Origin of the sequence: Nitrospira moscoviensis, assembly GCF_001273775.1 — a bacterium.
GTDB classification, from domain to species: Bacteria; Nitrospirota; Nitrospiria; order Nitrospirales; family Nitrospiraceae; genus Nitrospira_D; species Nitrospira_D moscoviensis.
This window is the reverse complement of record NZ_CP011801.1, coordinates 3,441,915-3,467,851: the sequence shown is the minus strand read 5'-3', so window position 1 is coordinate 3,467,851 and position 25,937 is coordinate 3,441,915. Positions and strand designations below refer to the sequence as shown.

At 61.0% G+C, this 25,937-nt stretch carries 21 protein-coding genes; 19 read left to right on the top strand and 2 right to left on the bottom strand.

Features of this window, described 5'->3' with window-relative positions; translation table 11 throughout:
- The first annotated feature begins 109 nt into the window (after positions 1–109).
- A complete protein-coding gene (locus NITMOv2_RS16835) occupies positions 110–1,672 on the top strand; it encodes an aKG-HExxH-type peptide beta-hydroxylase (RefSeq protein WP_053380969.1) in 1,563 nt (520 codons plus the stop codon).
- A gap of 253 nt (positions 1,673–1,925) precedes the next feature.
- On the opposite strand, the gene NITMOv2_RS16830 is transcribed toward NITMOv2_RS16835, so the two are convergent.
- On the bottom strand, positions 1,926–3,041 hold the full coding sequence (locus tag NITMOv2_RS16830; RefSeq protein WP_053380968.1) for a PKD domain-containing protein: 1,116 nt from the start codon (positions 3,039–3,041) through the stop codon (positions 1,926–1,928).
- Positions 3,042–3,048: 7 nt separating this feature from the next.
- Positions 3,049–4,863: an APC family permease gene (locus NITMOv2_RS16825; protein ID WP_053380967.1), complete on the bottom strand. Its 1,815-nt coding sequence runs from the start codon at positions 4,861–4,863 to the stop codon at positions 3,049–3,051.
- A gap of 274 nt (positions 4,864–5,137) precedes the next feature.
- Here NITMOv2_RS16825 and NITMOv2_RS16820 point away from each other — a divergent pair, with 274 nt between their 5' ends.
- From NITMOv2_RS16820 to NITMOv2_RS16745, 18 genes are all read left to right on the top strand, one after another.
- Positions 5,138–9,982 (top strand): multicopper oxidase domain-containing protein, encoded by a 4,845-nt coding sequence (locus tag NITMOv2_RS16820; protein ID WP_053380966.1) that lies wholly within the window; start codon positions 5,138–5,140, stop codon positions 9,980–9,982.
- Between the two features lie 139 nt (positions 9,983–10,121).
- Complete coding sequence (locus NITMOv2_RS16815; RefSeq protein ID WP_238590380.1) at positions 10,122–11,033, top strand: carboxypeptidase-like regulatory domain-containing protein; 912 nt, start codon at positions 10,122–10,124, stop codon at positions 11,031–11,033.
- A 31-nt stretch (positions 11,034–11,064) separates the two neighbouring features.
- Positions 11,065–12,003, top strand: coding sequence for a carboxypeptidase-like regulatory domain-containing protein (locus NITMOv2_RS16810; RefSeq protein ID WP_238590379.1), 939 nt, complete (start codon positions 11,065–11,067; stop codon positions 12,001–12,003).
- 43 nt (positions 12,004–12,046) lie between these two features.
- A complete protein-coding gene (locus NITMOv2_RS16805; protein ID WP_053380965.1) occupies positions 12,047–12,643 on the top strand; it encodes a LolA family protein in 597 nt (198 codons plus the stop codon).
- Between the two features lie 7 nt (positions 12,644–12,650).
- Entirely contained in the window at positions 12,651–14,018 is a 1,368-nt protein-coding gene (locus NITMOv2_RS16800) for a HEAT repeat domain-containing protein (RefSeq protein WP_053380964.1), read from the top strand.
- Between the two features lie 221 nt (positions 14,019–14,239).
- Complete coding sequence (locus tag NITMOv2_RS16795; protein WP_053380963.1) at positions 14,240–15,037, top strand: peptidase associated/transthyretin-like domain-containing protein; 798 nt, start codon at positions 14,240–14,242, stop codon at positions 15,035–15,037.
- 166 nt (positions 15,038–15,203) lie between these two features.
- Positions 15,204–16,181 (top strand): methyltransferase, encoded by a 978-nt coding sequence (locus tag NITMOv2_RS16790; protein ID WP_187299251.1) that lies wholly within the window; start codon positions 15,204–15,206, stop codon positions 16,179–16,181.
- Entirely contained in the window at positions 16,182–16,895 is a 714-nt protein-coding gene (locus NITMOv2_RS16785; RefSeq protein ID WP_053380961.1) for a DUF420 domain-containing protein, read from the top strand. It begins immediately after the preceding gene.
- Between the two features lie 6 nt (positions 16,896–16,901).
- Positions 16,902–17,396 carry a PCP reductase family protein gene (locus NITMOv2_RS16780; protein WP_053380960.1) on the top strand — a complete coding sequence of 165 codons (495 nt, stop codon included), beginning with the start codon at positions 16,902–16,904 and terminating at the stop codon, positions 17,394–17,396.
- A gap of 90 nt (positions 17,397–17,486) precedes the next feature.
- Entirely contained in the window at positions 17,487–18,557 is a 1,071-nt protein-coding gene (locus NITMOv2_RS16775) for a hypothetical protein (protein ID WP_053380959.1), read from the top strand.
- Positions 18,558–18,561: 4 nt separating this feature from the next.
- On the top strand, positions 18,562–20,436 hold the full coding sequence (locus tag NITMOv2_RS16770) for a cytochrome ubiquinol oxidase subunit I (protein ID WP_238590378.1): 1,875 nt from the start codon (positions 18,562–18,564) through the stop codon (positions 20,434–20,436).
- Between the two features lie 25 nt (positions 20,437–20,461).
- Positions 20,462–21,115, top strand: a complete 654-nt coding sequence (locus NITMOv2_RS16765; RefSeq protein WP_053380957.1) for a DUF3047 domain-containing protein — start codon at positions 20,462–20,464, stop codon at positions 21,113–21,115.
- 39 nt (positions 21,116–21,154) lie between these two features.
- Positions 21,155–21,529: a hypothetical protein gene (locus NITMOv2_RS24055; protein ID WP_053380956.1), complete on the top strand. Its 375-nt coding sequence runs from the start codon at positions 21,155–21,157 to the stop codon at positions 21,527–21,529.
- Between the two features lie 33 nt (positions 21,530–21,562).
- A complete protein-coding gene (locus NITMOv2_RS16755; protein ID WP_053380955.1) occupies positions 21,563–22,477 on the top strand; it encodes a formylglycine-generating enzyme family protein in 915 nt (304 codons plus the stop codon).
- An 8-nt stretch (positions 22,478–22,485) separates the two neighbouring features.
- Positions 22,486–23,427, top strand: a complete 942-nt coding sequence (locus tag NITMOv2_RS16750; protein WP_053380954.1) for a formylglycine-generating enzyme family protein — start codon at positions 22,486–22,488, stop codon at positions 23,425–23,427.
- 175 nt (positions 23,428–23,602) lie between these two features.
- Positions 23,603–23,725 carry a hypothetical protein gene (locus tag NITMOv2_RS24745; RefSeq protein WP_274519477.1) on the top strand — a complete coding sequence of 41 codons (123 nt, stop codon included), beginning with the start codon at positions 23,603–23,605 and terminating at the stop codon, positions 23,723–23,725.
- Between the two features lie 67 nt (positions 23,726–23,792).
- Positions 23,793–23,915 (top strand): hypothetical protein, encoded by a 123-nt coding sequence (locus NITMOv2_RS24740; protein ID WP_274519476.1) that lies wholly within the window; start codon positions 23,793–23,795, stop codon positions 23,913–23,915.
- A 69-nt stretch (positions 23,916–23,984) separates the two neighbouring features.
- Positions 23,985–25,889, top strand: coding sequence for a cytochrome ubiquinol oxidase subunit I (locus NITMOv2_RS16745; RefSeq protein WP_053380953.1), 1,905 nt, complete (start codon positions 23,985–23,987; stop codon positions 25,887–25,889).
- Positions 25,890–25,937: the final 48 nt, after the last annotated feature.

Genomic DNA, 25,937 nt, shown 5'->3' with positions numbered 1-25,937 from the left:
TCTCGCTCTGCTTCCCCGCCTCGGGTTTCTACTACCGTGCGTACCTTGCAGCCTCCTCCCTCCTACGTTAGAGTCCAAGAAGCGCCGTTACATCCGGGGATCTTTCAGCATGCCGCTTCTCGATCGCCAATCGCTTGCACAGTTGAGGGATGAATTCCGCCTGTCGATGCGCCGGCTGTTGAAGGATCTGTGTCGTGAAGTTCATGCGGACCACGCCGATCTGGCTCACCAGCTCGACCTTCCGATCGGGTTTTTCGATGTCCTGAGCGCGGCGATCAAGCCGGAGACCTATTCCAATTGGAAAGTGGTCGGATGGATCGAGACCTTCAACGACCTGGTGTATCTCCTCGACATCCTCCAACAGTGGAAGACTGAACAGGATCGGGCCGATTTTGCGGCTCAACTGTTTGACGAATGCGAGGAAAAGTTTTTCGAACACGGGTACCTGGACGATCTCTTCCCGTCCAGCCGCCCGCAGGCCGGAGGGCTTGAAAAGCGCCTGACCGAGTTGAGCAGCCGGCTGGCGCAGGAACTGACTCAGGAGTCGTTGTGGTTCGATCCGGCTCTGCCGGTGAAGTGGTGCCGCCAGAAAGCCGCGCGATGGGTCGTGCCGGGGAACTTGAAGGACAATTTCGAACGGGCGGAAGCTGCCGGAACCATCTCAACCGGCATTGCGGGCGCCTGGTGCGAAGCCCCCGGCGATGTACGAAAGGCATTGAGCCGATCGGCCGGGAGAGCCGATTTTCTGGTGGAGCCGGCAGGCATCTCGGTGAAAATCGGGAACACCGTCTCGCCGGTGTGGATAGCGGGGCCGGAGCAGGGAGAGTGGCAGTGGCCCTGTCGGGCACCGGTCGTCGCGATGCACACCGCCGCCGGTCCGGTCACCGTCGGGCCGGCGCTCGTCTATGGGAAAGATCGCGTGCCCCGGGCGGTCAAGCCCACCGATCGGCAGCGGGTCGAACGGATCGCCCGCGCTTGGCAGACCGTCCGGCAGGCTTGGCCCGAGGGCCACGCGGTGCTGGCGCTGCTGACAGACCGCATTATTCCGCTCCAGGCGAAGGGCGTCGTGAGTTTCAGCTACCGGCACCGGCCGGGGCTCTCGTTCATCAACTGTTTCGACCGGGACAACCTCGATCTGATCGACGATCTCGTCCATGAAAACAGCCATCACCACTTGAACCTGCTGCTTCGCAAATACGTCATGTACCACGGCGACCACAATCAGCAGATTTTCTACTCGCCGTGGCGGCGAAGCCTCCGCCCGCTGCGCGGGATTCTCCACGCGACGTTCACCTTCACGATCGGCGCGATGTTGTTCGAGCGCCTCTCGTCCTGGGCATCGGGCCGTGGCGGCGCCGCGCGCTGGAAGAAGGCGGGACTGACGGCGCGCGATCTGCAGCGCGCCAGATTCCGTTGTCTGGAAGAAGTGGAGTCGGTGCGGTATTCAATCCAGGACTTGCACTACGCCGACCATCACCTCGGCTGGCTCACCGGCTCGGGAAGGCGGCTGGTGAGGCAATTATCGGAAGAAATTGAGAAGGTGCATCAACGTATCGCACTGTATGAAAAGGAAGTGGCGCGATCAAAGCTCGGTGTGTCACTTCGGCGGCACGTGAAGGATCTTCGCCAAGCTCGTCAGACCTATGGTCCGATGCGGCTGACCAAGGCGTAGTCGCATTTGTGCTTCCCTCTGATTCTCGCTATCATCAAGCCATGAAAACGAAGAAGGTGAGACAAAAGCATGCAAAGGTTGGAGTTGGCGCAGTTCGCATGAAGGCTGTGCTCAAAGAGCTGCGTGGCGCGCCGAGACACACCCTTTCTCAGGCAAGGCCATAGCTATGGGAGGCGACGTCGCTCGTGAAGCGCCGTTCGTATCTCGCTTTCGAATGTACAAGATACGCTTCTCGCATCACGCTTTGCGGTCTCTAGGGCTCGACCGTCACATCCACGAACGCCGGTAGCGAATCCGCCCCTTTCTTATCCGTCACGCGTAGCTTGAATCGGTAAGTCCTCGGCTCCGATACTGTGGGGGCTAAGAACGACGCCTCCGCGTTGTTTACATCCAACAGCGGCACTTTGCTGCCGCGGACTTGGCTCCAACTGTAGTAGAGAGCCTCGCCTTCGGGGTCGCGGCTTTTGAGGCCGCTGAGTTTCACTTTTGATCCGGCTTTCACCGTCTTGCTCGGGCCCGCGTCGGCGATCGGCGGCTCGTTCGGCTCATCGTTGACGTTCACGTCGACGTCCAACTGGGCTTGTTTGCCGCGGTTCGTGACCGTGAGGACCGTCTTGCCGTTTCCGACGATTTGCAGCATGCCGCCCGCAAGCACCTTGATGACGTTGGGGTCCGATGACTGATAAGTGGTGCCGCTCGCCGGCGAGCTGAGCGGTCTCGCGACACCGTCGGCGAATTCGCCCACGACCGGCAGCTCAAAGATTTTGCCCATCGAATCGACGTGCCCGAAGGCCGACGACTGCCCCGCCCGCCCGAGTTGCAACGGCTTCTCCGCTTCGAAGTCGATCGATTCGAGTGCCGCCTCCGGCTCGACCTTGACGATCACCTCGTCGAACACCGTCCGGGTCCCCAAACGCCCGCGTGAAATTTCGGCCACGGCCAGCAAACGCGTGGGGCCGATGGCCTCTTTGGGGACCGTGAGCGGCCCGCCGAACGGCGGAGTCTGATCCGAGCCGGACGACAAGGCGGCGAGCGCCACCACCGGCGCGCCGGTGATGCTGTCGCGCTGCCAATAGCGCTCATCCGCCAAGCGATCTTGCCGGGGCATGGCCGAGGTTTCGGATTCGTCCTGCTGGACCAGGACATCGGCGGACTCAGGGTACCAATAGTATCGGACCTTTACGACGCCGCTGTCCGATCCGAGGTCGACTTTCGCGGTCACGGTCTGGCCGGATTTCAGCGCAGCGCCGCCGGCGGGATTGACGATCTTGAAGGCGAGGGCGGGGCCGACCGGCAGCAGAATGACAAATGCAAAATGAAAAATGCAACAAGTGCCGATATGTTGAATTTTGAATTTTAAATTTTTCATTGCGGCTTCACCTCGTCAGGTGGAACGGCACATCGGTGAGGACGACCCGGTCTTTGAAGAGGAGCGCGGCCTTCAAGAGCAGCGCGCGCTGGTTGTGGAGGATATTCTGCCACCACCGGGCCGGCAAAATCTCCGGCACGACGACGGTGATCCAGCACTCCGGGTCTTTCTCCAAGTGTTCTTCGATGTAGTGGAGGAGGGCGCCCAAGATCGAGCGGTAAGGCGAGGGCAGCACGATCAACGGCACGCCGCAGCCCCACTGGGCCCATTTGATTTCGACCAAGGCGGTTTCTTCCTTGTCCACGTCGACCAGCACGGCCCGCACGTCGCCGCCCCGGCTTCTGGCGTAATCGACGGCCCGCACCACGGCGCGGTTCACGCCGCCGATCGGGATGATCACGATGTTCCGGCGGGGCCGGGGCGGGCGGGCGTCGCGCGACAACGAGATCTGTTCGGCGACGGCGCGATAGTGGGAACGAATGTTGCGGAACATCATGATCAGCAGCGCGACGAGCACGAACACGATCCACGCGCCTTGCATGAACTTGGTGCTCGCGATGATCACGGTCGCGATGCCGGTGGTGACCGCGCCCACTCCATTGATGGCCAGCTTCGTCCGCCAGTGGGCGCCTTTCTTGCGCAGCCATCGCAAGACCATGCCGGCTTGCGAGAGCGTGAACGAGACGAATACGCCGATGGCATACAGCGGGATCAGGGCGTGCGTGTCCCCGCGGAAAATGACCAGGAGCAGGCAGGCGAAGAAGCCGAGGATCAAAATGCCGTTCGAAAAGACGAGGCGGTCGCCGAAGCTGGCCATCTGGTGCGGCATGAATCCGTCGCGGGCCAGGATCGACGAGAGTTGAGGAAATCCGGCAAACGCGCTGTTGGCCGCCAATATCAGGAGCAGCATCGTGCCGATCTGCACCATGTAATAAATCGTCCCCGTGCCGAACGTCAGGCGGGCGAGCTGCGAGACGACGGTTTCGTCTTCTTTGGGCAGGACGCCGTAGTGGTAGGCCATCCAACTGATGCCCATGAAGAGCGTGGCGAGGATCGCCGACATCCACACCATGGTGACCGCGGCATTGTGCGATTCCGGCCGCCGGAAGGCCTTCACGCCGTTGGAGATGACTTCCATTCCGGTGACCGCCGAGCACCCGGCCGCGAAGGAGCGCAGCACGAGAAAGAGGGTGAGACCCTCCAATTGCCTGTCGCCGGGCGGGAGCGCCGGTGCGGCGTTTGAGCCGGTCAGCGAGCGCACCGTGCCGATGGCGACCATCAAACCGAGAGCGCCGATCGCGAAATAGGTGGGAATGGCGAAAAACTTTCCCGATTCCCGCACGCCGCGGAGGTTCATGACCACGATGAAGACAATGGCGATCAAGCCGAGCGCCTCCCGGTGCTGGAAGAGCACGGGCACGGCGGAGGTAATGGCCGCGATCCCCGCCGCGACGCTCACCGCCACGGTCAATACGTAATCGATCATGAGGGCCGCTGCGGCGATCAGCGCCGGGACTTCGCCGAGGTTGGTTCTGGCGACGATGTAGGCGCCCCCGCCTTCGGGATATTCATAGATGATCTGGCGGTAGGACACGGTCAGCACCGCGACTAAGAACAGGATGGCGAGGCTGACGGGAATCGACCAGGCGACGGCCGCCGTCCCGGCCAGAATCAGGACCAGGAGGATTTCTTCCGTCGCATAGGCGACCGAAGAAATGGCGTTGGAGGAGAAGATCGCGAGGGCCAGTGTCTTGGAGAGTCGTTCGTGAACGGCTTGCGCAGTCTTCAGGGGATCGCCGACCAACCAGCGCTTCAGAACCATGGCCGGATTATCTCACAAACGAGGGAAGCGAGCGAACGGTATCCCGGCCCTCGCTCCTAGGCCGAAAGCCTCAGAGAGCCGGTTGGGGGCGCAGTGCCGATCGGTCGGTCGGCGGGGTGAACCGGGGGTTGACAGAGCCGGGCGACTTGAGTATCTTTCCCACTCCTTGCAGGGGCGCGATGTGCGCGCCTCCGTGCCGGATCATCCCTAGCTGAGGACATCGTATCGACTTCATGTAGTCTCGTTTCATTCATCACACCAAGGAGGCCGGTCCATGTTTTCTCACAAACCACGGGTTTGTGTTCCCACCCGCATGCTCGGCGTGATGGCAGCCGCGGCCCTGCTTTGGGCCCCGCTGGCATCCGCCGAGAATTCGCCGCCGCAACACATGGCGATGAATCATCAGCTTCCCGCCTGGGCGGAGCAGCTCAAGGGCCAGACGATCGTCGAAGATGCGCTGTCGGGCAAGAGCGACCGCGCCGCGATGGTCGAGCAGCAGCACCAGCGCATCATGGATCACATGCAGCATGATCCGCAGGTGCAGGGCGTCAACACCGGTATGTTCAACACCCAGTCCATGATGCACCAGTACGGCGCGGGCGGCCAGGACATGTTGCTCGTGTCCGACCCGCGCGTCGAGCCGGTGGCGATCACCGGCGGCGGGAAGTGTCCCGCCACCGCGCCTGTCAAGCAGTACAACGTCTCCGCGATCAACGTAGAGATCACGTTGAACCAGTGGCTCGACTTCTATCCCGGCTACATGTACGTGCTGGACGAGAATCTCGACAAGGTGCGCGCGGAAGAGACGAAGAACAGAGAGGCCCGCGATAAGGAAGGCTTCGATCCGGGCGCGGTCATCCCCGGAGTGCAGGCCCAGTGGATCCAGCCCTTGACCATCCGCGGTAACCAGGGCGACTGCGTCAAGATCAAGCTGACCAATAAGCTTGAAGGCGGTGAAGACGTGAGCCTCCACATCCACGGCTCCGCCATGGTGGTGAGCGCCACCGGCGCGGCCGCCACCACCACGAATCCGGATACCATCGTGGCGCAGGATAAGACCGGGGAATTCGAGTGGTATATCCATCCCAACACACAGGAAGGCGTCCGCCAGTTCCATACGTTCAGCAACGATCGCGAGCTGACCGTCATGGGTCTCTTCGGCTCCTTCGTCGTGGAGCCGCGCGGCTCCTCCTATTGGGAACCGCTCGGCAGCGGCGATCCGACCCCGGCCACCAGCGGCTGGCAGGTCATGATCAAGAACGGCACGGGGCCGGACTTCCGGGAATTCGTGCTCATCTATCATGAGGTCGGCGACGAGGCGTTCCGCCCCCTGAACAAGAAGGGCGACTTCCTCCCGCAGCGCGATCCGCTGACCGACGCCTATCGTCCGGGCGGCCGCGCGATCAACTATCGCAGCGAACCCTTCGGCATCAATAACATGCACGTGCAGCACGAGTACTTCGGGTTCGAGGACGAGTCGATGGGCTACAGTTCCTATACGTTCGGCGATCCGTCGCCCACGATTCCCCGCTCCTACATCGGCGACCCTGCGAAGTTCCGCCTGGTTCACGGCGGGTCCGAAGTCTTCCACAGCCACCATCCGCACGGAGGCACGATCCGCTGGCCGCGCAGCCCGCGGGCCATCGATGACATGAATCTCTGGGCCACCAGCGTCAACGGCCCGGTGAAGTATCCGGTGATCCGCCACAAGACGGATCGCGTGGATGTCGAAGTGATCGGCCCGTCCGAGGCGCTCGATCTGGAGACCGAGTGCGGCTCGGGCTTGTGCCAGCAGTTGGCCGGCGACTTCCTCTTCCACTGTCACGTTGCGCACCACTATGTGGCCGGCATGTGGGGCTACTGGCGTGTGTACAACACGATTCAGCAAGGCGACCTGCGGAACGACGTGATGCCGGATCTGCGCGAGCTGCCGGATCGCAAGGGTCGCATCAAGGCGCCGATTTCCTCCGACAAGCTGATCGGCCAGACGGTCGATTGGTTCGGCAAGCAGTTCAAGATCGTCGACAAAGGCAAGAGCGACTGGAAGAGCAACCCGGCTACGATCACCGTCAAAGATTGGGTCGAGATGCAGTTGCCGCCGCAAGGCAAGCCCGGGCACGCGGACGACGAAAAGGCCCAGATCGTGTCCTACGACGCGACGGTGCTGGATTGGGTCTGGAACGGCAACGTGGCGATGAGCGAGAAGGAAAGCACGATCGACAATCCCAAATACAAGTCCACCCATCCGGGCAAGCGGCATCCGATCATGTTCGAGCCGCTGACCGGCAAGGTGGCCTGGCCGCACCTGACGCCGCACTTCGGGAAGCGGGTGATGTTCTCGCCGAACCACGTCGGCGCACCCTGGCTGGAAATGATCCGTCGGAATGCCGATGGGTCGGAGAGCGTCGATCAAGCCATGCCGGGTGAAAACGGCAACTGGAGTCTCTGCCCGCAGAACGCAGGCCGCAAACATTACAACGTCCATTTCATCAAGTTGCCGATCAAGATCGCCAAGGCGCAGGGCAAGGAGCCGCCCGTGGTCGATCCGAACGGCTTGATCTATGTCTTGCATGAAGAGGAAGCGGCGATCCGCGCCAACGACGATCTCAAGTATCCGTTGGTCGTCCGCGGCAACATCTACGATTGCGTCGACTGGACGCTGACCAGCGAGTGGGACGACGACGATTACACGAACTTCCAGTCGTCGAAGATCAACACCCACTGGCATTTCCTGCAGTTCGACAACCAGGCCTCGGACGGCGTCATCACCGGCTTCTCCTATGAGCAGTCGGTCCGGCCGTTCACGATGCTGGAGAAGAAGAACAAGAAGGGCCTTCCAGCCCCGATGAATACCGTGTTGACGGCCGCGGCCAAGAAGGGCGCGACCAGCATCTCGGTCAAGAATGCGAAGCAGTATCACGTCGGCACGCTCATCCTCGTCGGCGCCGACAACGTGAAGGGCAACGAAGTGTCCCGCATCAAGGCGATCAACGGCAACACGATCGTCTTGGCGCAGGGTTTGAAAAACGACCATCCGGCGAACGACATCGTGACGGTCGAGTTCGTCCGGCAGCGGTTCTGGGTGGATGCGGACGTGGGGACGGTCTTCTGGCACGATCACGCGTTCGGCGCGACCACCTGGCCGCACGGCGGGTTCGGGACCTTCATCGCCGAGCCGGTCGGGTCGACCTATCACGATCCGAAGACCGGCAAGCTCATCCGCAGCGGCCCCATCGCGGACATTCATACGAATGAGCCGGTGGGCCATGGTGTGAACAACAGCTTCCGCGAGTTGATGGTGCAGGTGCACGACACCGTGCCGCACACCGTCAACATCGTGACCGCGGGCAATCCTCCCGGGCAGCCGATCGAAGTCGCCCTCGAGGCGGGCAAGACCGTGTCGTTCATGATGCCCGAGAAGCTCTATATGACGCCGATGCCGTTCCTGAACGGCGGCACCCACACCACCGGAAGCGGCTTGAATTTCCGGGCGGGTCCCATCGCGCAGCGGTTGGCGACCAATCCGGACGTGTCGCAGGTCTTCAACAGTCAGATCCATGGAGATCCGTATACGCCGACATTGCGGGCGTACGTAGGGGACACGATGGTGTTCCGTCTCCTGCACACGCTCATGAACGAATCGATGGTCTGGACGCTCTCCGGCCATACGTTCTGGACGGAGCGGTATGCGTCGGATGCGAACCGCAAGAATTCGATCCACATCGGCATTGCGGAGCGCTATGACCTCGTGGTGCCGGAAGCGGGCGGCAGCCGCCATCAAGCGGGCGACTACATCCACTTCAACGGCCGGTCCTCCAAGTTCTCGGAGGGCGGCTGGGGCATCATCCGCGTCTATGACAAGGAACAGCCGGATCTGAAGAAGCTGCCAGCCGGGTTCTCCAACAAGGGCGAGATCCCGAAGGCGTTGCCGGTCTGCCCGGCCGACGCGCCCGTGAAGAGCTTCAACGTGGTGGCGCTGGATTATCCGTCCATGAAGTTCAACCCGAAGGCGCCCGAGACCATCGAGGTCGACTTCGAGCGGAAGATCCAGATCACCAACCCGGAGGCCAAGATCTACGCCCTCGAAGAGGACGTGGCGAAGGTTTCCGGCGGGGCGCAGCCGATGCCGCTCACCCTCCGCGTGAACGTCGGCGACTGTGTCAAGGTGAACCTGAAGAACAAGATGAAGGCCAGCAAGGCGTCCTTCTCGGCGATCGGGTTGGCCTTCGATCCGAAGGACTCGCTGGGCGCCAATGTCGGCAACAACCCCGGCGATCAGACGATCGCCCCGGGCGCGGAACGGACCTACACCTACTACGCGGATCCGTTCAACGGCGAGACGACCTCGCTGGTCTGGGATTGGGGCAATGTGATGACCAATCCTCGCAACGGCTTGTTCGGCGCCATCGTCGTCGGTCCGAAGGGCTCGAAGTATCGTGATCCGAAGACCGGCGCGGACCTGTCGAACAAGAACGCCTGGGCGGCCGACGTGATCATCGATCACTCGGTGCCGGGCAACGAGAACCGGCCGAACTATCGCGACGTGGCCTTGTTCTTCCAGGACGAGGACAACATCATCGGCACCAGCTTCATGCCGTATGTGCAGAACGTCGCGGGCTTGACCGGGGTCAACTACCGGTCGGAGCCGTATAAGTATCGCGAAGAACAGGGCTGCTCGCTCGGCAAGGTGTTCCAGCCGTGCAAGGCGGACAAGCCCGAAGATCCGGCGACGCCGATCATCGAGTCGCACGCGGGCGATCCCGTGCGCATCCACGTGATCGGGGCGAGCAACGAGCAGAACGGCATGTTCAGCGTGGAGAAGCATGAGTGGCCGATCGAGCCCTTCATGCGCGGGGCCGACCACATCAGCGTGGTCGAGTACTCCGGTTCCGAGACGCTGGATGCCTTCATTCCGTCGGCGGGCGGGCCCTATCGACTGCCGGGCGACTATGTGTACAGCAACCAGCGGTTGCCGTACTCGCAGTCCGGACAGTGGGGGTATCTGCGCGTGTTGCCGGCCGGGGATCAGCGGCTGCTGCCGCTCTCCGGCGCCGGCGCCGGAATGAAGAGCGCGTCGATGGAACAGCCGGCGCACGTCATTCCTGTCGCCGCGAAGTAACCGCCGCGACGCGGCGAAGTTGAAGTAAGGACGAAGGGGGAAGCCGTCGGCTTCCCCCTTTTTCTTTGGCGCGGCGGTTTGGTACGATGACACAACGTTCTCTCGTGCGCGCTTCACTGTCATCGCGGGGAGGAGTTGGATGAAAGGATGTATCTGTCTGCTCGCCGGCATGCTGTTCGCCGGCCCGATCGCAACGGTCTCGGCCTACGAAGAAATTCAGGTGACGGACGGCGGGACGATCACCGGAACGGTCACGATGTCCGAGGGCAAGCCGATTCCGAAAGGATTCAATCTGATCACGTTCCCCGACCCGGTCTATTGCGGTCGGATTTCGACCGGCACCGGCTGGCGGATTTTGAAAGAGTTCGAGGTATCCGACGACGGCGGGCTCAAAGATGCCGTCGTGTTCTTGTCTGATATCGGCAAAGGAAAGCCGTTCAACTTCGAGCCCCAGACCGTCGAAGCGCGGGATTGCCGTTTTTTGCCCTTCGCCACCGTCGTGCGCAATCATGACGAAGTGGTCGTCATGAACATGGATCCCGTCATGCATGACATCCAAGCCTACGAGACGTCCCATCTCGGCCCGCGCGTGTTGTTCAACACGCCGCTGCCCATGAACCCGCATCACAAACGGAACGTCGGCGCCGACAGCCACGAGCACCTGGCCGGTGTGCCGGTGAAGGAAACGATTCACATGACCAAAGGACGGAAGTTCTTCGTCATGCAGTGCGGATTCCACGCCTACATGGAAAGCTGGGGATTGGCGGTCGAGAATCCCTACTATCACGTGACCGGGAGCGATGGGCGGTTTTCCCTCACCGACGTGCCGCCCGGCGACTATACCCTGAACGTCTGGCATCCCGGGGTCGGAACGGTGCTGGAAAAAAAGATCACAGTGCCGCCCAACGGCACCGTCCGGGCGGATTTTCTGTTCGAGGCCCCCAAGGGCCGACGTAGCGCCCACGAAATCGCGGAAAATCCGCATTTCGGCTTGCAGGCGCTCGGCAAACCGATCGACATCCGGCCGACCTTGGAAGTGCAGGTGCCGTAACCTCTCGCAACACCGAACAAGAGGAGGCTCCGTGTTTCTCTATGAATGGCGACGCGCGTCTCGATTGGCTTGTGTGGCCGCTATAGTCTTCGCCGTGCTGTGTTCCCTCACGCCCGCCTCGGCGTACGAAGTCATGGATGTGCCGCATGGAGGGAGCCTGGAAGGCACCGTCGTGCTGGACGGTCCGGTCCCCGAGCCGAAGGGCTTCAACCTGATTACGTTTCCCGACCCGGCCTATTGCGGGCGCATTTCCAACGGCCGCGGGTGGCGCCTGCTGCGCGACTTCGTGGTGAGCCCGCAAGGCGGACTCAAGGACGCCATCGTCCTCCTCGAAGGCGTCGAAGCGGGCAAGCCGTTTGAGACGTCCGTGCCGCTGATCGAAGCGCGCGACTGCCAGTTCCAGCCCTTCATGACCATCGTGCGGAACGGCCATGCCGTGGAAGTCGTCAATATGGATCCCGTCATGCACGACATCCAGGGGTATGAAACGTCGCTCGAAGCCGGCGCCCGCGTGCTGTTCAATACGCCGCTGGTCATGAACCACGAACACCATCGCGGTGATCTCCATGCGACGCACAACCACGCGCCGGGCAAATCCCTGGTCGGCCCGATTTACCTCAACAAGGGCCGGCGGACGTTCTACATGCAGTGCGGCTTCCACGCCTATATGGAGAGCTGGGCGATGGCAGTGAACAATCCCTACTATGCCTTGACCGACGCGAACGGAAGATTTTCGATCGATCAGATCCCTCCCGGCACCTATCAGATGGTGGTGTGGCATCCGCAGACGGGACCCGGGACGACGAAGATGGTCACGATTCAGCCGGGCGGCAAACTGGTGGAGCATCTTTCGCTGCCGGCTCCGAAGGGCAATCGGTCGGCCTACAAGGTCATGGACAATCCCCGGTTCGGCCCCGAGTCGCTGGGCTACTCCATCGACATCTACCCGCTGGTTGAGCATCAACAGTAATTCGGTCATACGGCGCCGGGCGGCGAAGAGGACAAGATTCTGCTTGTTCCTTGCGCCGTTGCTCGGCCTATCGGCGGTGTCGGCGCCCGCTTCCGGCGATATTGCGCGCCCCGCAATCGCGGAGTTTTCCGGGACGCTGATCAAGCAGGTCAACGGGAAGCGATTTCAGGCGCAGGTCTTCGCCAAGGGAGACCGTCTGCGTCTGGAGTACAAGTACGCGCTGCGCACCGAGCGCGGCTATGCCGCCATTGAAATCATTCGGCCGGATCAGTCCGAAACGTGGTATGTCTTGGCTCAACAGAAAGAGCTGCTGGTCACGCCGTTGGATCCGGACGATGCCTTGCCCGTTCGTCCGGTGCTGCCCGGCGAACGAAACAGGACGCTGGTCGGCGAGGCGACCGCCGTCGGCCGTCCGGCGCAGCTCTTCGAGGTCCAGACGGACCGCCACGGACGGATGGAGCGGTTCTACGAATGGGTGGATCAGGATACGGGCGTGGTCTTGAAGCTCGTCAGCCGCGATCGCGACTGGTCGGTCGAGTACGAACGGTTTCGGGTCTCTCCCCAGCCGGACTCCTATTTCGAGCCGCCGCCGGGGTATCGAAAACGGATCAGCACCACCGGCCCACGCCACGAAGGATGATGCTCGCATGAACCTCGTTCGCCGAATACGGTACGGAGCGGTCGCCCTCGCCCTCGTATCGAGCATGATGCTCACATCTGTCCCGGGTCCGCTGGTCGCGGCCGGTCCCGCGGTCCCTAAGGAAATCCAGCGGCTCTATGACAAGAAGGACTACCAGAAAGCCATCGAGGAAATCGGCAAGCTCGATCAGGCGACCGCCGCCGCGCCGGACCTGCGACGGTTGAAAGTGCGGACACTGCTGCGGCTCGGCAATCCCAAGGACGCACTCGGCGAGTATGACAAGCTGGAGGCGGCGCTGAAGCAGGACGACGTGCCGTTGCTGCGCGAAGTGGCGCTGGGATTCATTCTCGTGATGGTGAAAGACATGCGCGAGCAGATGCGCGGCGCCGCCTATACGGCGCTGAAGGAAGTGGAGTCGGACGAGGTCGTGCCGTTCTTCGAAGACGGATTGAGTGATGGGTCGGGTCCGGTACGCGTACTGGCGGTGGAGGGGCTGGGACGGTCCGAGGCCGGCCGCAAATCCTCGAAGCTCCGCACCGCGCTGGAGGACCAAGCGGGGCTGGTTAAGGCTCGTGCGGTGAAAGTATTGGGGCGGAGTGGAGATCCTGGGGTGGTGCCCCTCATTGAAGCGGCTACGAAGGACGAGCTGAACGCGGTGCGGCTTGCCGCTTACGCCTCGCTCATCCGTTTAGGCCGCAAGGAGGCATGGGATCAGTTGCGGCAGGCGGCCGACGCGCCCAACCCCGAGGACCGCGCCGAAGCGATCCGCCTCATCGCCGAGCTGAACGATCAGCGGGGGGTTCCGGTTATGGCGGAGCTCCTCTCGTATAAACAGCCGTCCGTACGCGGCGCGGCGGCGAGAGGGCTCGGGCATCTGGGAAGAAAAGAGCTGCGCAGGAAGATCGAGGAGTTGCTGCACGATCCCATTCCCGCCGTCCGAGAGTCCGCTGCGGCGAGCCTTGCCGACATGGGTGCGGTCGAATCCGTGCCGGCGCTGACGGCAAGCCTGAAAGACGGCGCCTTTTCCGTCCGGGCTGCCGCCGCTGCGGCGCTCCTCCAGCTCGGACAGCCTTTTGAGACCGTCGCGTCGACACTGAGGCATCTGGCCCAACAAAATGATACGGGCGCCCGCGCCGCCGCGGCCCACGCCCTCGGCAAGGCCACCGCCGCGAATCGTGACGGCGCCATCTCGCTGCTTGAGAGTCTGCTCGCCGATCCGCTCCCCGGCCCAAAAATCGTCGCCGTTCGATCTCTCGGCCATGTCGGGACGCGGTCCATCCTCCCTTTGGTGAAGGAGGCCCTACACGACCAGAACGACGCCGTGCGGACCACGGCTGGCGGTGCGCTGCTCCATATCCTACAGCAGAAGAAATAACCGCTCGAAAAGACCCGAGGTCTCTTGTTTCAGATTGACAGTATGGAGTAGATTTTTATATACATACTCGGTCCAAGTCTAGGCCTCGCCGTCTTGGTGTTGAGATCGAGTGTTTGAAGGCCGGAGATTTCCTCTATGTCTCTCTGCCTGACTGTGCGGTCGTCGCGGATCTTGGAAACGATCATCACATCAGTATTTCGTTCATCAAAGGAGGCAGTCACATGAAGAAGGGTGCGTTATCCATCATGTTCGGTGCGGCCGCTGTGGCACTGGTGGCGGCGCCTCTCGCCGCGAACGCCGGCGGGGCCATCGCCGGGAAGGTGACCTATCCAGGAAAGTCGGAGAAGAAGGAGTTTTCCTTCGCCAAGTTCCCGAACCCCAAGTTCTGTCCGAAGAACCCCAACAAGGCTCTCGTGGACGGCGACAAGCGTTATATGCCGACAATCGAAGTGGGGAAAGACGGAGGCCTAAAGAACGCCGTCGTGGCGGTCTATGATGTGGAAGACAAGGGTTTCATCGACGGTTATAAGGGAACGGAAGTGACCGCCGAATTCTGTGAGTTTCTGCCGTTTGCCGGGATCGTGGTCAACACTCGGCCGTTCAAGGTCGAGAACCACGACGCCGATCCCGATGATCCCAAGTCGAAGGAAGGGGTGCTGCACAATCCCCATAGCTTCACGGTAAAGGGCTCCACCTCGGCGACCGGGTTCAACATCGGTCTGGCCAAGAAGGGCGACAAGTTGGAAAAGCCGGTGACCTTCCGCGGCGGCGCCGAGAAGGACGGCTATTACCGCCTGCAGTGCGACCAGCACGAGTTCATGCAGTCCTTCTTCCTCCCGGTGATGAATCCGCACTATGCGGTGGTGAAGGAAGACGGCTCCTTTGAGATCAAGGACGTGCCGGCCGGTAAGCACAAAGTGGTGGTCTGGCATCCCTTCGTCGGCAAAGGTAAGAAGTTCGAATTCGATGTGGACGTGACGGATGGTGGAACGGCCAATCTGAAGGCCGAGATCAAGTAAGCGCATTCACGTTCAGCGACGAGCTGATAACGAAGGGCAGCGGGTTTCATGCCGCTGCCCTTCGTGTTTTCGGCGCTCCATCCGCCCGCTCGTTGCCTTGCCTTTCCGTTTCCGAACTCGGTAAGATGCCAAAATTTCAACGGATCCGGCTCCTAAGGGGATGGGCGTGTCACGGGAACTCTCGCTCGCGGAAGTCTTCCAGCTCGGCTATTACTGGGAAACGAAGATTCTTCTCACCGCCGTCAAGCTCGATGTCTTTTCGGCTCTCGACGGAAAGGCGAAGCCGGCGGATGACATCGCCGCCCGCATCGGGGCCGATCCCTCTGCCTTGACGCTCCTGTTGAACGCGCTGGTCGCGCTGCGGCTCTTGCACAGAGAAGGCGACCGCTATGCCAATTCCGCCACGGCCGCCGCCCACCTCGTCCGGCACTCATCGCAGTACATCGGGCATCTCCTGTTGCTGCATGACGCCGAATGGGACAACTGGGGGAAATTGGAGCAGACGATCAGAACCGGCCGGCGGTCGGTGGATCGTCATGTTTTCGAAACGGATCCGGAGCTGGGGGCCAATGTCTTGGCCGTCCTGCACCGGATCGGCAAGCAGAGCGGCCCGGATTTTGCCCAGCGGCTGCAACTCAGCGGACCTCTTCGAATGCTGGATCTCGGGGGCGGGGCGGGGACCAATTCCATCGCGTTCTGTCAGACCTACCCGGAGTTGACCGCAACCATTTTCGATCTGCCCGCTACTCTGAGGCTCACGGAAAAAACGGTGAAGGAGGCCGGGCTGGAATCGCGGATTGCGTTGCATCCCGGCGACTTCAATACGGACGGGCTCAGCGGGCCGTACGATCTGGTATTGATGTCGGACATCCTGCATTATCAGACGTTCGAGACGAATGAAGCGTTGGTCCGGAAAGTCTTCGATCATCTCGTGCCGGGCGGGCGGCTGGTGATCAAAGACCGGTTTCTGGATGAGACCGGGACGGGGCCGGCTTGGACCACGGCCTTCGCGGTCCATATCCTCGTCAATACCCAACAGGGTGGATGCTACAAGACCGGCGATGCGATGGAGTGGATGAGGCGAGCCGGATTTGCATCAATCACGGAGCTGGAACGCACCGCCGTGGTGCAAGGTGTGAAATAGATGGAGTGGTTGAAAGATCCGGGCTTTCTAGGGACACATGCCACGATCGGCGCCGATTTGAGCCAGCTGATGGCCACGCTCTTTACGGGGCTCTTCATCATCGGGTGGGTACAGGCGCGGAAGCGGCAAGCCGACGCTCACCATTGGCTGATGTTCTGCGGCATGATCGCAATGCTGGCCTTCTTCGTCGCCTACTATCTGTTTCGGCAGCTCGGCGTACTGGCAGTGGAAGGCAAGGAAGGGTTCGGCGGATCCCAGGAGCTCTATGACCATGTGTTCATTCCGGTCCTCGTTGTGCACATCATTCTGGTGATCATCGGCCTGGTCATGGCGATCTACATGATTATTCTCGGGTTCCGCACGCAGATATTCGTGGGAGATCGTCGACAATTGAACGAGGCGCCTCTGGTCACCACTTGGAAACGGATCGGGGCGATTCTGGGAGCCACTACCGTGCTGGCGTTACTGGCCTTTGCTCTGCGAGGCGCCACAGCCGGGTTTTCGATGCGCAAGCTGGAAGTGTACGTGGGTTTTTTGATCCTCGTCGCTTTTGTCCTTGGCATTGAAACGACCATTCAGCGCCTGTGGCCCAGCGGCGCACGGCGGCATCGTGTCTTGGGCACGTTTACGATGATCATCTACTGCATCTTGTTTGTGACCGGCACCTTCACGTACACGATGCTGTACATTTTATATCCCGGAAAGATCGGATGAACGCCCATGCTGACCTGCGGCTGCGGGCGCTGGATGCATACCGAAGGCATCGAAGAGCGGGCGTATGAAGACGGCTCGCCGCAATGGTTCGTCCGTTCGGAATGCCGGGGCTGTGGGTTCAAAGTCGGGGTCGATCTCCAGGCCGGGCAGGCGGGAAGCTTCGTCGATCGTCTGATGTGGACCGATGAGGCGCTCCATCGGTTGGAGCGCCTGCCGCCGTACTTCGCACCGCTGTTCCGCGACGAGGTGGAACAGGACGTCCGCGCCCGGGGCGAACGAGTCGTCAGCTATGACACGTTGCTGCGTCCCCGCACCGGGGAACGGATTCAATGGGATGGCGAAGCCGAACGGCGCTTGGCGAACGTGCCCGCACCGGTGCGGGCCATGGCGCGGATCGAACTGGAACGCACCGCGGCGGAGCGCGGAGCGTCCAGGGTCACGGTGGCCCTCATGGAAGAAGTGAAGGCGAAGTATTTCGGGATCGGCGGTTCGAAGAAGTGATGGGTGATCGGTGATGAGTGATCAGCCAAGAAGCGCACAAGCTCGTTTCGACGCATCACGCATCACCCATCACTCATCACTGGAGTTGTGATGCTGCATCGCATGGCGTTACGCGTGCTGCCAAGTCTCAGCTTGGCCGTCACGGAAGACTCGGTGCGCAAACGGAAGCGCATCGTGATGTTGGTGCCCGGACTGGTCGCATTCGGCCTGTATCGAGTTGCCAAATATTTCCTGCCGCTGTCGGAGCCGGTCATCCTGTTAGCCGTGAGCGGCCTTGTAGGGATGACAACAGCCCTTGCGGCCTATCGGGTGGGCCGTGAATCGGGCTGGTCGGCCATGCTCGGTGAAGACGGTGGTCGAATGTTCGGGTGGCTGGCCGGTTGGATCGGCGCCGTCTACGGCGTCCAGCTCGCGTTGCTGGTACTGGCCTTGCTCTGGCTGATCGGCTACAACTACCTGCAGCATCCGGACGGTCCGGCCATGATGGCCATCATCATTTCGAGCACCGCCGTCGCGCGCGACGCGTTTGAAATCGGCCACGTGCGAAAGTTGGCGTTGATGGGGCGGCCGTTTCTCACGTTCCCTGACGGCAAGGCCTTGCGCGAAATGGTACAGGACCCGACACGGTCCTTTGTGTCCTGGGCTGCGGCCGGTGCGGTGCTGGGCGGCCTCATGCCATTGTCGGGAGTATTGGCCGGCACGGCGCAGGTCTCGGCGCTTGCCCAGCTACTGAGTGTCACGGTGGTCGGAGGCGCCCTCGCCCTCGCGGCCTATTTTGCCGGGCTGTACCCGGATCAGTCGTGGATGCAGAGTGTACGGCGCACCGCACCGTCGGAGCTGTTCAAGTATTGGTGGTGGCCGGGCATGGCCTTCGCCTCGACGTACTATTTGGTCGTGATGGGATTCCTGATTTTTATGCTCGGACAGGCGTCGATTCCCGTCGAATCGGCCGCCGCCGCGGGGGCCATGGTGACGGCGCTGATGGGCTTGTACGGCTATTACCTCGGCTCTCGGCGGCGGGTCGAGGATCTGGAACGCCCCCAACTGTCGAGCGGGATGTTGCGCTGTCCCTTTGTGATGGGCATTCTCGGCAAGACGGGCGCGTCATCCGCCGCGCCAGCCGGTGACATGGCGCTCGGGAAAAGCGGATCGAAGAGGTAACACCATGCCGCGAAGTTGGCGACGTAGTCGGGCCTTCATGGGGATGGGGCTGGTCAGCGGGTTGCTGCTGTCATGGTGCTTGTTCGGTTGGACGGGTCCAACCGCCTCCTTCGCGAGCGACGGGACCGACGTCTACTTCGGCACTCAAGGGACGCCCCGGGGGCCGGCCGCACCCGCGCCGCATGAGACCGTCTATTCGCGGATCGGCTCCTTCGACAGCCGTTTGCTGGTCTGGTTCGTGACGCAGCAGCACACGTACTTCGGTGGCTTCGTTCTCGCCTTGCCGTTGTTCTGCGCGCTGCTGGAGTTTCTCGGTCTGGTCACGAGGAAACCCGCCCTGTCGCTTCGTTACGATGGGTTGGCAAGGGATTTGGCCAAGGTCGCCCTTCTCGCGCTCTCCGTCACGGCGGTCGTCGGCAGTCTGATGCTGGCGATGTTCCTCTATCTCTATCCCAGCTTCATGCAATACATGGGCGGGACGTTCAAGTCCTTCATGCCGGCCTACGCGGTCGTCTTCGTCGGAGAATCGCTCCTGTTGATCGTCTACTACTACAGTTGGAACCGGATGGCGGAGCCCGGCTTGAAATGGATCCATGCCGCCATCGGTATCCTGACCAATGTCTTCGGCACGGCCCTCTTGCTGTTGGCGAATGCCTGGGCGGCCTTCATGATGTCGCCGGCCGGTGTCGACGAGCAGGGGCGTTTCCTGGGGAACAGTTGGCATCTCCTCCACAGCGCCTTGTGGAACCCGCTCAACGTCCATCGTTTCCTTGCCGACATCATGTCGGGCGGCGCAGTCGTCCTGGCGTATGCCTGCTACCGGTTCTTCACCGCGAAAACCGACGAAGAGCGGGCCTATTTCGACTGGGTGGGCTACATCTTCTTGTTCGTGACCGTGTGCGCGCTGCTTCCCATGCCGATCGCCGGCTACTGGTTGATGCGGTCCGTGTATTCGTTCAGCCAGAGTATGGGCGTGACGATGATGGGTGGGCTGCTGACGTGGCTCTTTGTTGTGCAGGCCTTGCTCATCGGAGCCCTGTTTCTCGGCGTCAACTATTATCTCTGGCAAAGCATGGCGCGGATCAAGGGGGGTGAGCGATATCAGCTCTACTATCAGTTCGTACTCGGCGCGTTGACGTTGGCGCTGTTCATCTGGCTCACGCCGCATACCGTTCTGATGTCGCCCGGCGAGGTGAAAGCGATGGGCGGCGCGCAGCACCCGGTGGTCGGCAACTACGGCGTCATGTCGTCGAAGAACGGGGCCGTGAACGTCATGATCCTCCTGACCGCGCTGAGTTTCCTCTACTACCGCCGGGCCAATCGCACGATGACCGTGTCATGGGTGAAAACGGGGAATATTGCAATCGGGACGCTGTATACGATCGGATTGCTGCATGTCATATGGTTGTCGGTCTATGGTTTTTATCTGCCGGCCAACATCCGGGTGGGTCTCTCGTCACCGCAGGCGTTTGCGACACTCACGGTCATCGTCGCCGGCGTGCTCATCAACCGGGCGATGTTGAAGGGCGCGATCGTTCACGGTCCCATTCACTGGGGGAAGATTTCCGTGCGCGGCATGGTCGGCCTATTCGGCTTGGCGGCCGCCTTTACCTGGGTCATGGGACTGATGGGATACATCCGTTCTTCAGGGCGCCTCTCGTGGCACGTGAGCGAATTGATGGCCGATGTGTCGCCCTGGGCCTTTACGCCGGACCTGGAATTCGCCGCCAAGATGGTGACCCTGAACATGATCGTGTTTTGGGGCGCGGTGCTGGCGCTGTTTTGGACGTGTCAACGCGGGCAACAGCCCGTGATGGGAGAAGAGTCCCTGGACGAGAAAGCCCCGTCTCTCGCGCCCGCCCCTTCCCAAGAAGCGTAAAATAATAATGTGGAGGATCGACCATATGCTGCGCCGTGCCGTCGTGGGTGTGTGTGTGTCGTTCGGTGTACTCATCTGCGCCGATGTGTTCGAGCCATCGGCCGACGCTCAGAGCTCCATGCTCGTCCTGGAGGATTTTCAGGCCAAGGAGGCCGACGGCTTTCCGTCGAATTGGGATCACGAAAGCCAGCGAAGCCAATCCAAGGGCCGCGAGGCCTACAAGGTGCAATCCGAGAACGGCGCCCATTTCTTGTCCGCGAAAGACGCCGGCCAACGGATTAAGAAAAAGAAGATCGATTGGGATCCCAAGGCCTATCCGGTGCTGACTTGGCGGTGGCGATTGAACAAGGCCACGTCCGGCGCCGAACCCATTGCCGCCGTCTATGCGTCGCTCGATACGGATCTGCTCTTTATTCCCGTCTTTACGAAGTACGTGTGGAGCGCAACCAAGCCGGAAGGGACGCTCACCGAAGGCGGCATGTTCAGCGGATCCGAAATCGTCGTGCAGAGCGGGACCAGGGATGTGGGCCAGTGGTTTGAAGAACGGGTGAACGTGTACGACGATTTCAAGCGAATCCATCAACATGAGCCAGCGGCCAAAGCGTGGGGGATTTCCATCATCGCGGCCCCCGGTGTGGACATCGACTTCGGTCCGTTGGTGGCGACTTCGGCCAAGTAACGGGCAGTCATGACAATGACGACGTCACCGGCACAAGCGATGCCAGTCCGAAAAGCGATCGACATGGTGTTCGGCATCGCGGTCATGGGCACGGTCGGCACGCTGATCGGTCTGATCATGGGGGGCGGCATGATGCCGCTGGCGATCGGGATCGGCCTTCTGATGGGAGCTGTCGTGGGGTTTCTCGGCGGCCGTCGGTTTCTGATCAGTATTTTGATCGGCACCGTGCTCGGCGGCGGATTGGCCTGGCTCGTGGCCGGGGAGGAGCGGATTTCGGTCGGCGCTGGAGCCGGCGCGGCGATGGGCGGCTTCCTCGGCGTGCAAATCTCCATGCTGCTCGATCTGCGGGCGGCCCGCAAGGCCGAAGCGGATTCTCACGAGGCGTCCGCCGGCGGAACCCCACCGGTCGCCTGACCGGTCGGTACGGGCGAAGCGAAACGGAGTCCTATGGAGAACAGAAGCGTCCTGATCGGATCCATCGTGTTCGTCTTTGCGTCGTTCATTTTGATGATCGTCGGATTGGTGTACGAATCGTACAAAGCCAAGCAGATGCGCGAGTTGGCGATGAGCATCAAATCCGAAGCGCAGCCGGTCGCGAGCAAGGTCGTGCCGCAAGACTATTCGATGTATAAAACGAAGGTCGGCGATGAAGGCCGGGAAATGGTCCACATTCCGGCCGGGCCGTTCACGATGGGCAGCAATGACGGCGATCCCGACGAGGCGCCGGAACATCAGGTGTTTTTGAAAGCCTATTTCATCGACCTCAAGGAGGTCAGCCAGGACGAGTATGCGCGGTTTGCCAAGATGACGAAGCGCCCGATGCCGAAGATCGAGGTCTTCGAGGACGATCAGTCCAAAGTCTTGAAGCCGGAGTTGGTCGCGATGAGCGTGTCCTGGGAAGATGCCAAGGCCTATTGCAAGTGGGCCGGCAAGCGTCTGCCGACGGAAGCGGAATGGGAAAAGGCGGGGCGCGGCGAAGGCAAACGTCGTTATCCCTGGGGCGATAAGTTCGTCACCGGGGCCGCCAATGTGGACGGCGCGGAAGACGGTTACAAATACCTGGCTCCTCCAGGATCGTTTGAAGCAGGCCGCAGCCCGTACGGAGTTTACGACATGACCGGCAACGTCGCCGAGTGGGTGGAAGATTCGTACGACGAGAACATCTACAAGAAAGCCGTTTTCCGGGATCCGAAGGGGCCGGACGACGGACAGCTGAAGGTGGTGCGCGGCGGCTCGTGGAGAGAAACCCAGCAGAACGCGCGGCTCTCGAAACGCTTCGCCGCGAAATACTGGAGAACCGACATTACGATAGGTATCCGGTGCGCCGCTGATCCGGAGCCGGGAGGCGCGTCCGCCGGCTAGTTCTCGCCATGCTGGAAACCAAGCTCAAGGTCGCCTTCCTTCTCGCGGTCCTCGCCTTTGCCGCCTTGCCCGTCATGGGCATTTTGCGAGGGACGACCAGCACGCCGTTTGAGGACCCGCCGTCTGAGCCGATCGAGCCGATCTCGTCGGACTCCGCCGCAAGCGACACGCCCGTGAGCGAAGACATGGTTGCGATCCCGGCCGGTCCGTTCATTCGCGGGACCGATCAGGGGGGTTTTGACGAGCGCCCGCCGCGTGAAATTTTTTTGGACGCGTTCGCAATAGATCGCTACGAAGTGACCAATCATCAATACGCGCAATTCGCCGCGGCGACGGGGCACCGCAAGGCCGGCCCGCCGTCCCGCTATGCGAAGAACGTGGGCAAAATGCGCGGACCCAACCAACCGGTCGTCTACGTGTCATGGGATGACGCGCAGGAGTATTGCCGCTGGAAAGGGAAGCGCCTTCCCACGGAAGCGGAATGGGAGAAGGCGATGCGCGGCAGCGACGGCCGGCTCTGGCCATGGGGCAACACCGAGCAGCCAAACGGAGCGAATTGGGCACGTATGAACGACGGGTATGACGCGACCGCGCCGGTGGGCACGTTTAAGCTCGATGTCAGCCCCTACGGAGTCATGGATGGCGCGGGCAACGTGATGGAATGGGTCGAAGACTGGTACGCAGAGTCCTATTACCGCGAGTCGCCCGACCGGAATCCGCCCAGCCCGGAACACGGGGTTTACCGCGTGCTGCGGGGAGGCGGGTATACCACCAGTGGCGGCGACGTGCGGATCACCAGCCGCAGCAAGATGGTCCCTGATTTCCGCGACGAGACGATCGGGTTTCGCTGCGCGTCAGGGTCCAAAATCGAGTCGGAGAAGATCGCCCAGGGAGAGGGGAAACCTACAGGAAATCAAAGTAGTAGAGGATCAGAAACACGGCCAAAATGATGTTGACAACCATACCTGCCAAAACTATAATGTCGAACAATTTTGAGTTTTTCGTCATGGTTTTTCCTACGTTTTCACGCCTTGGTGAGGAATTTTCAATAACACAGGGTTTTTGAACGTGTCAAGGATTTCACTGATTTCAATCCATTTTTTGCACTAGAAAAGGGGAGGCACGATGGCAACGGCAACAGCGGACAGTGAGTTGAAGATCAAGATCGGCAAGATGATTTTCTATATCACCTGCGCCGTGAGTCTGTGGTTCTTTTATTGGTTTGCCGGCATTCAGTGCCCCTGTTGATCTCGTGTCCCTCAAGCTTGATCAATTCACCGGTTCTGCACGCTTGATTTGAAGGAGGCAACAAGCAATGGGCCAGACTATCTTGTACATCGTCATCTCCGCGGTGATCTGCGTCGCCTACTTTACGATGGTCGACCACTTCCTGATGGACATGCAGGGCCTGGATTATTGGTACCTGTTCAGGAAGTAAGGGCAGCGCGCATTGGCATGCAACTTTTTGGGTGATCATTTTTTTCGGAATGGATCAAGGAGGTTTGCTATGGGTCTGCTAACCCGTAAGAAGCTGATGTCGATCATGGCGCTCGGCGCGATGGTCGGCCTCCTCCTGCTTCCTCTCGTCATGTCGATGCCGTCACCGGCCGCCGGTGAAGAGGCTGGCGCGAAGAAGGAAGAGGCGAAGGTCGAGAAGAGTCGGGACGTCTATTACAAGACCGAAGGCATCGTCTCCGGTGCGCCGGCTCCCAAGACGACGGACGGTCCCAAAGACTATCCGCGCTACAACTTCGAAAGCCGCGTGCTCCTCTGGTTCGCCAACCAGCAGCATCTCTACTATGGGAGCTTCGTGCTGGCGGTGCCGATCTTCTGCATGATCATCGAGTTCATGGGGGTGGTGACGAAGGACAAGGCCCTCGCCAAACGGTACGATCAGTTGGCCTACGACTTCATCAAGATCAGCTTGACGGCCTATTCGCTGACGGCCATCCTCGGCGGTATTCTCATCTTCACCTTCCTGACTCTCTATCCGGCCTTCTTCGGGTATCTCTCCAGCATCTTCCGCCCCGTCATGCACATCTATGCGTTGATGTTTGTGGCGGAGAGCGGCACGCTCTACATCTACTACTATGGGTGGGACAAGATGAAGGAGGGCTTCCTCAAGTGGATTCACTTGAGCATGTCCGTCATTTTGAACGTCATCGGAACCGTCCTCATGTTCCTGGCGAACAGCTGGATCGGGTTCATGATGTCCCCGGCCGGCGTCGATGAGCAGGGCCGGTTCCTCGGGAACATCTGGCACGTCCTGCACACCGCGCTGTGGAATCCGCTGAACGTACACCGGATCCTCGGCAATATGGCGTTCGGCGGCGGCGTCGTCGCGGCGTACGCGGCGTACAAGTTCCTCGCGTCCAAGACGGACGAAGATCGCGCCCACTACGACTGGATGGGCTACATCGCGATGGCCATCGGCGTGGCGTTCTTGATCCCCTTGCCCTTCGCCGGATACTGGCTGATGCGCGAGGTCTATGCCTACCGGCAGCAGATGGGCATCACGCTGATGGGCGGTCTGCTGGCTTGGCTCTTCATCATCCAGGCCACCATGATCGGCATCCTGTTCCTCAGCACCAACTATTACCTGTGGCAAGCGTTGGGCCGCATGCGCGGCGCCGAAAAGTATCAGCGCTACATCAAGTATCTCGTGTTTCTCCTCTGTTGCGGGTTCCTCGTCTTCATCACGCCCCATACGATGGTCATGACTCCGGCGGAGTTGAAGGCGATGGGCGGCCAGCAGCATCCGGTACTCGGCAACTACGGCGTCATGTCGGCCAAGAACGGCGGCATCAACGTCATCATCACCACCACGGTGCTGAGCTTCGTCTGGTACATGCGGGGCAATAAAGTCTCCACGGTGTCCTGGTCGAAGTTCGGGAACATCTTCATGGGATGTTTCTTCTTCTTCGCCTATGTGAACATCATCTGGCTCGCGATCTACGGCTACTACATCCCGGCCAACGTGCGGGTCGGACTGTCCGTCCCTCAGGTGGCAACCACGCTCTCCTGTCTGTTCTTCATGTTCGCGTTGAACAGCGCGATGATGAAGGGCGCCAAGCAAATGGGTCCTATCGAGTGGGGCAAGATCTCCGCTCGATCGCAATATGCGTTGATCATGTTGGCCACGGCCTTTACCTGGATGATGGGTCTGATGGGCTACATCCGCTCATCCGTCCGGTTGTTCTGGCACGTCAACGAGATCATGCGGGACAACTCGCCCTGGGCCTACACGCACACCGTCGGCTTTGCGGCGAACATGATTTCGTTCAACGTGCTGTTCTTCTGGATCAGCATCCTGTTCGTCTTCTGGCTCGGCAGCCTGGGTATGAAGAAAGTGCCGGTCGAAGCGAAAGCGGGTGCGCCGGGAGCTGCGCCACAACCAGCCGGCAGCCACTAATTTACAGAGAAATGGTGAGGGAACGGGCGGCGTGAGTCGCACGCCGTC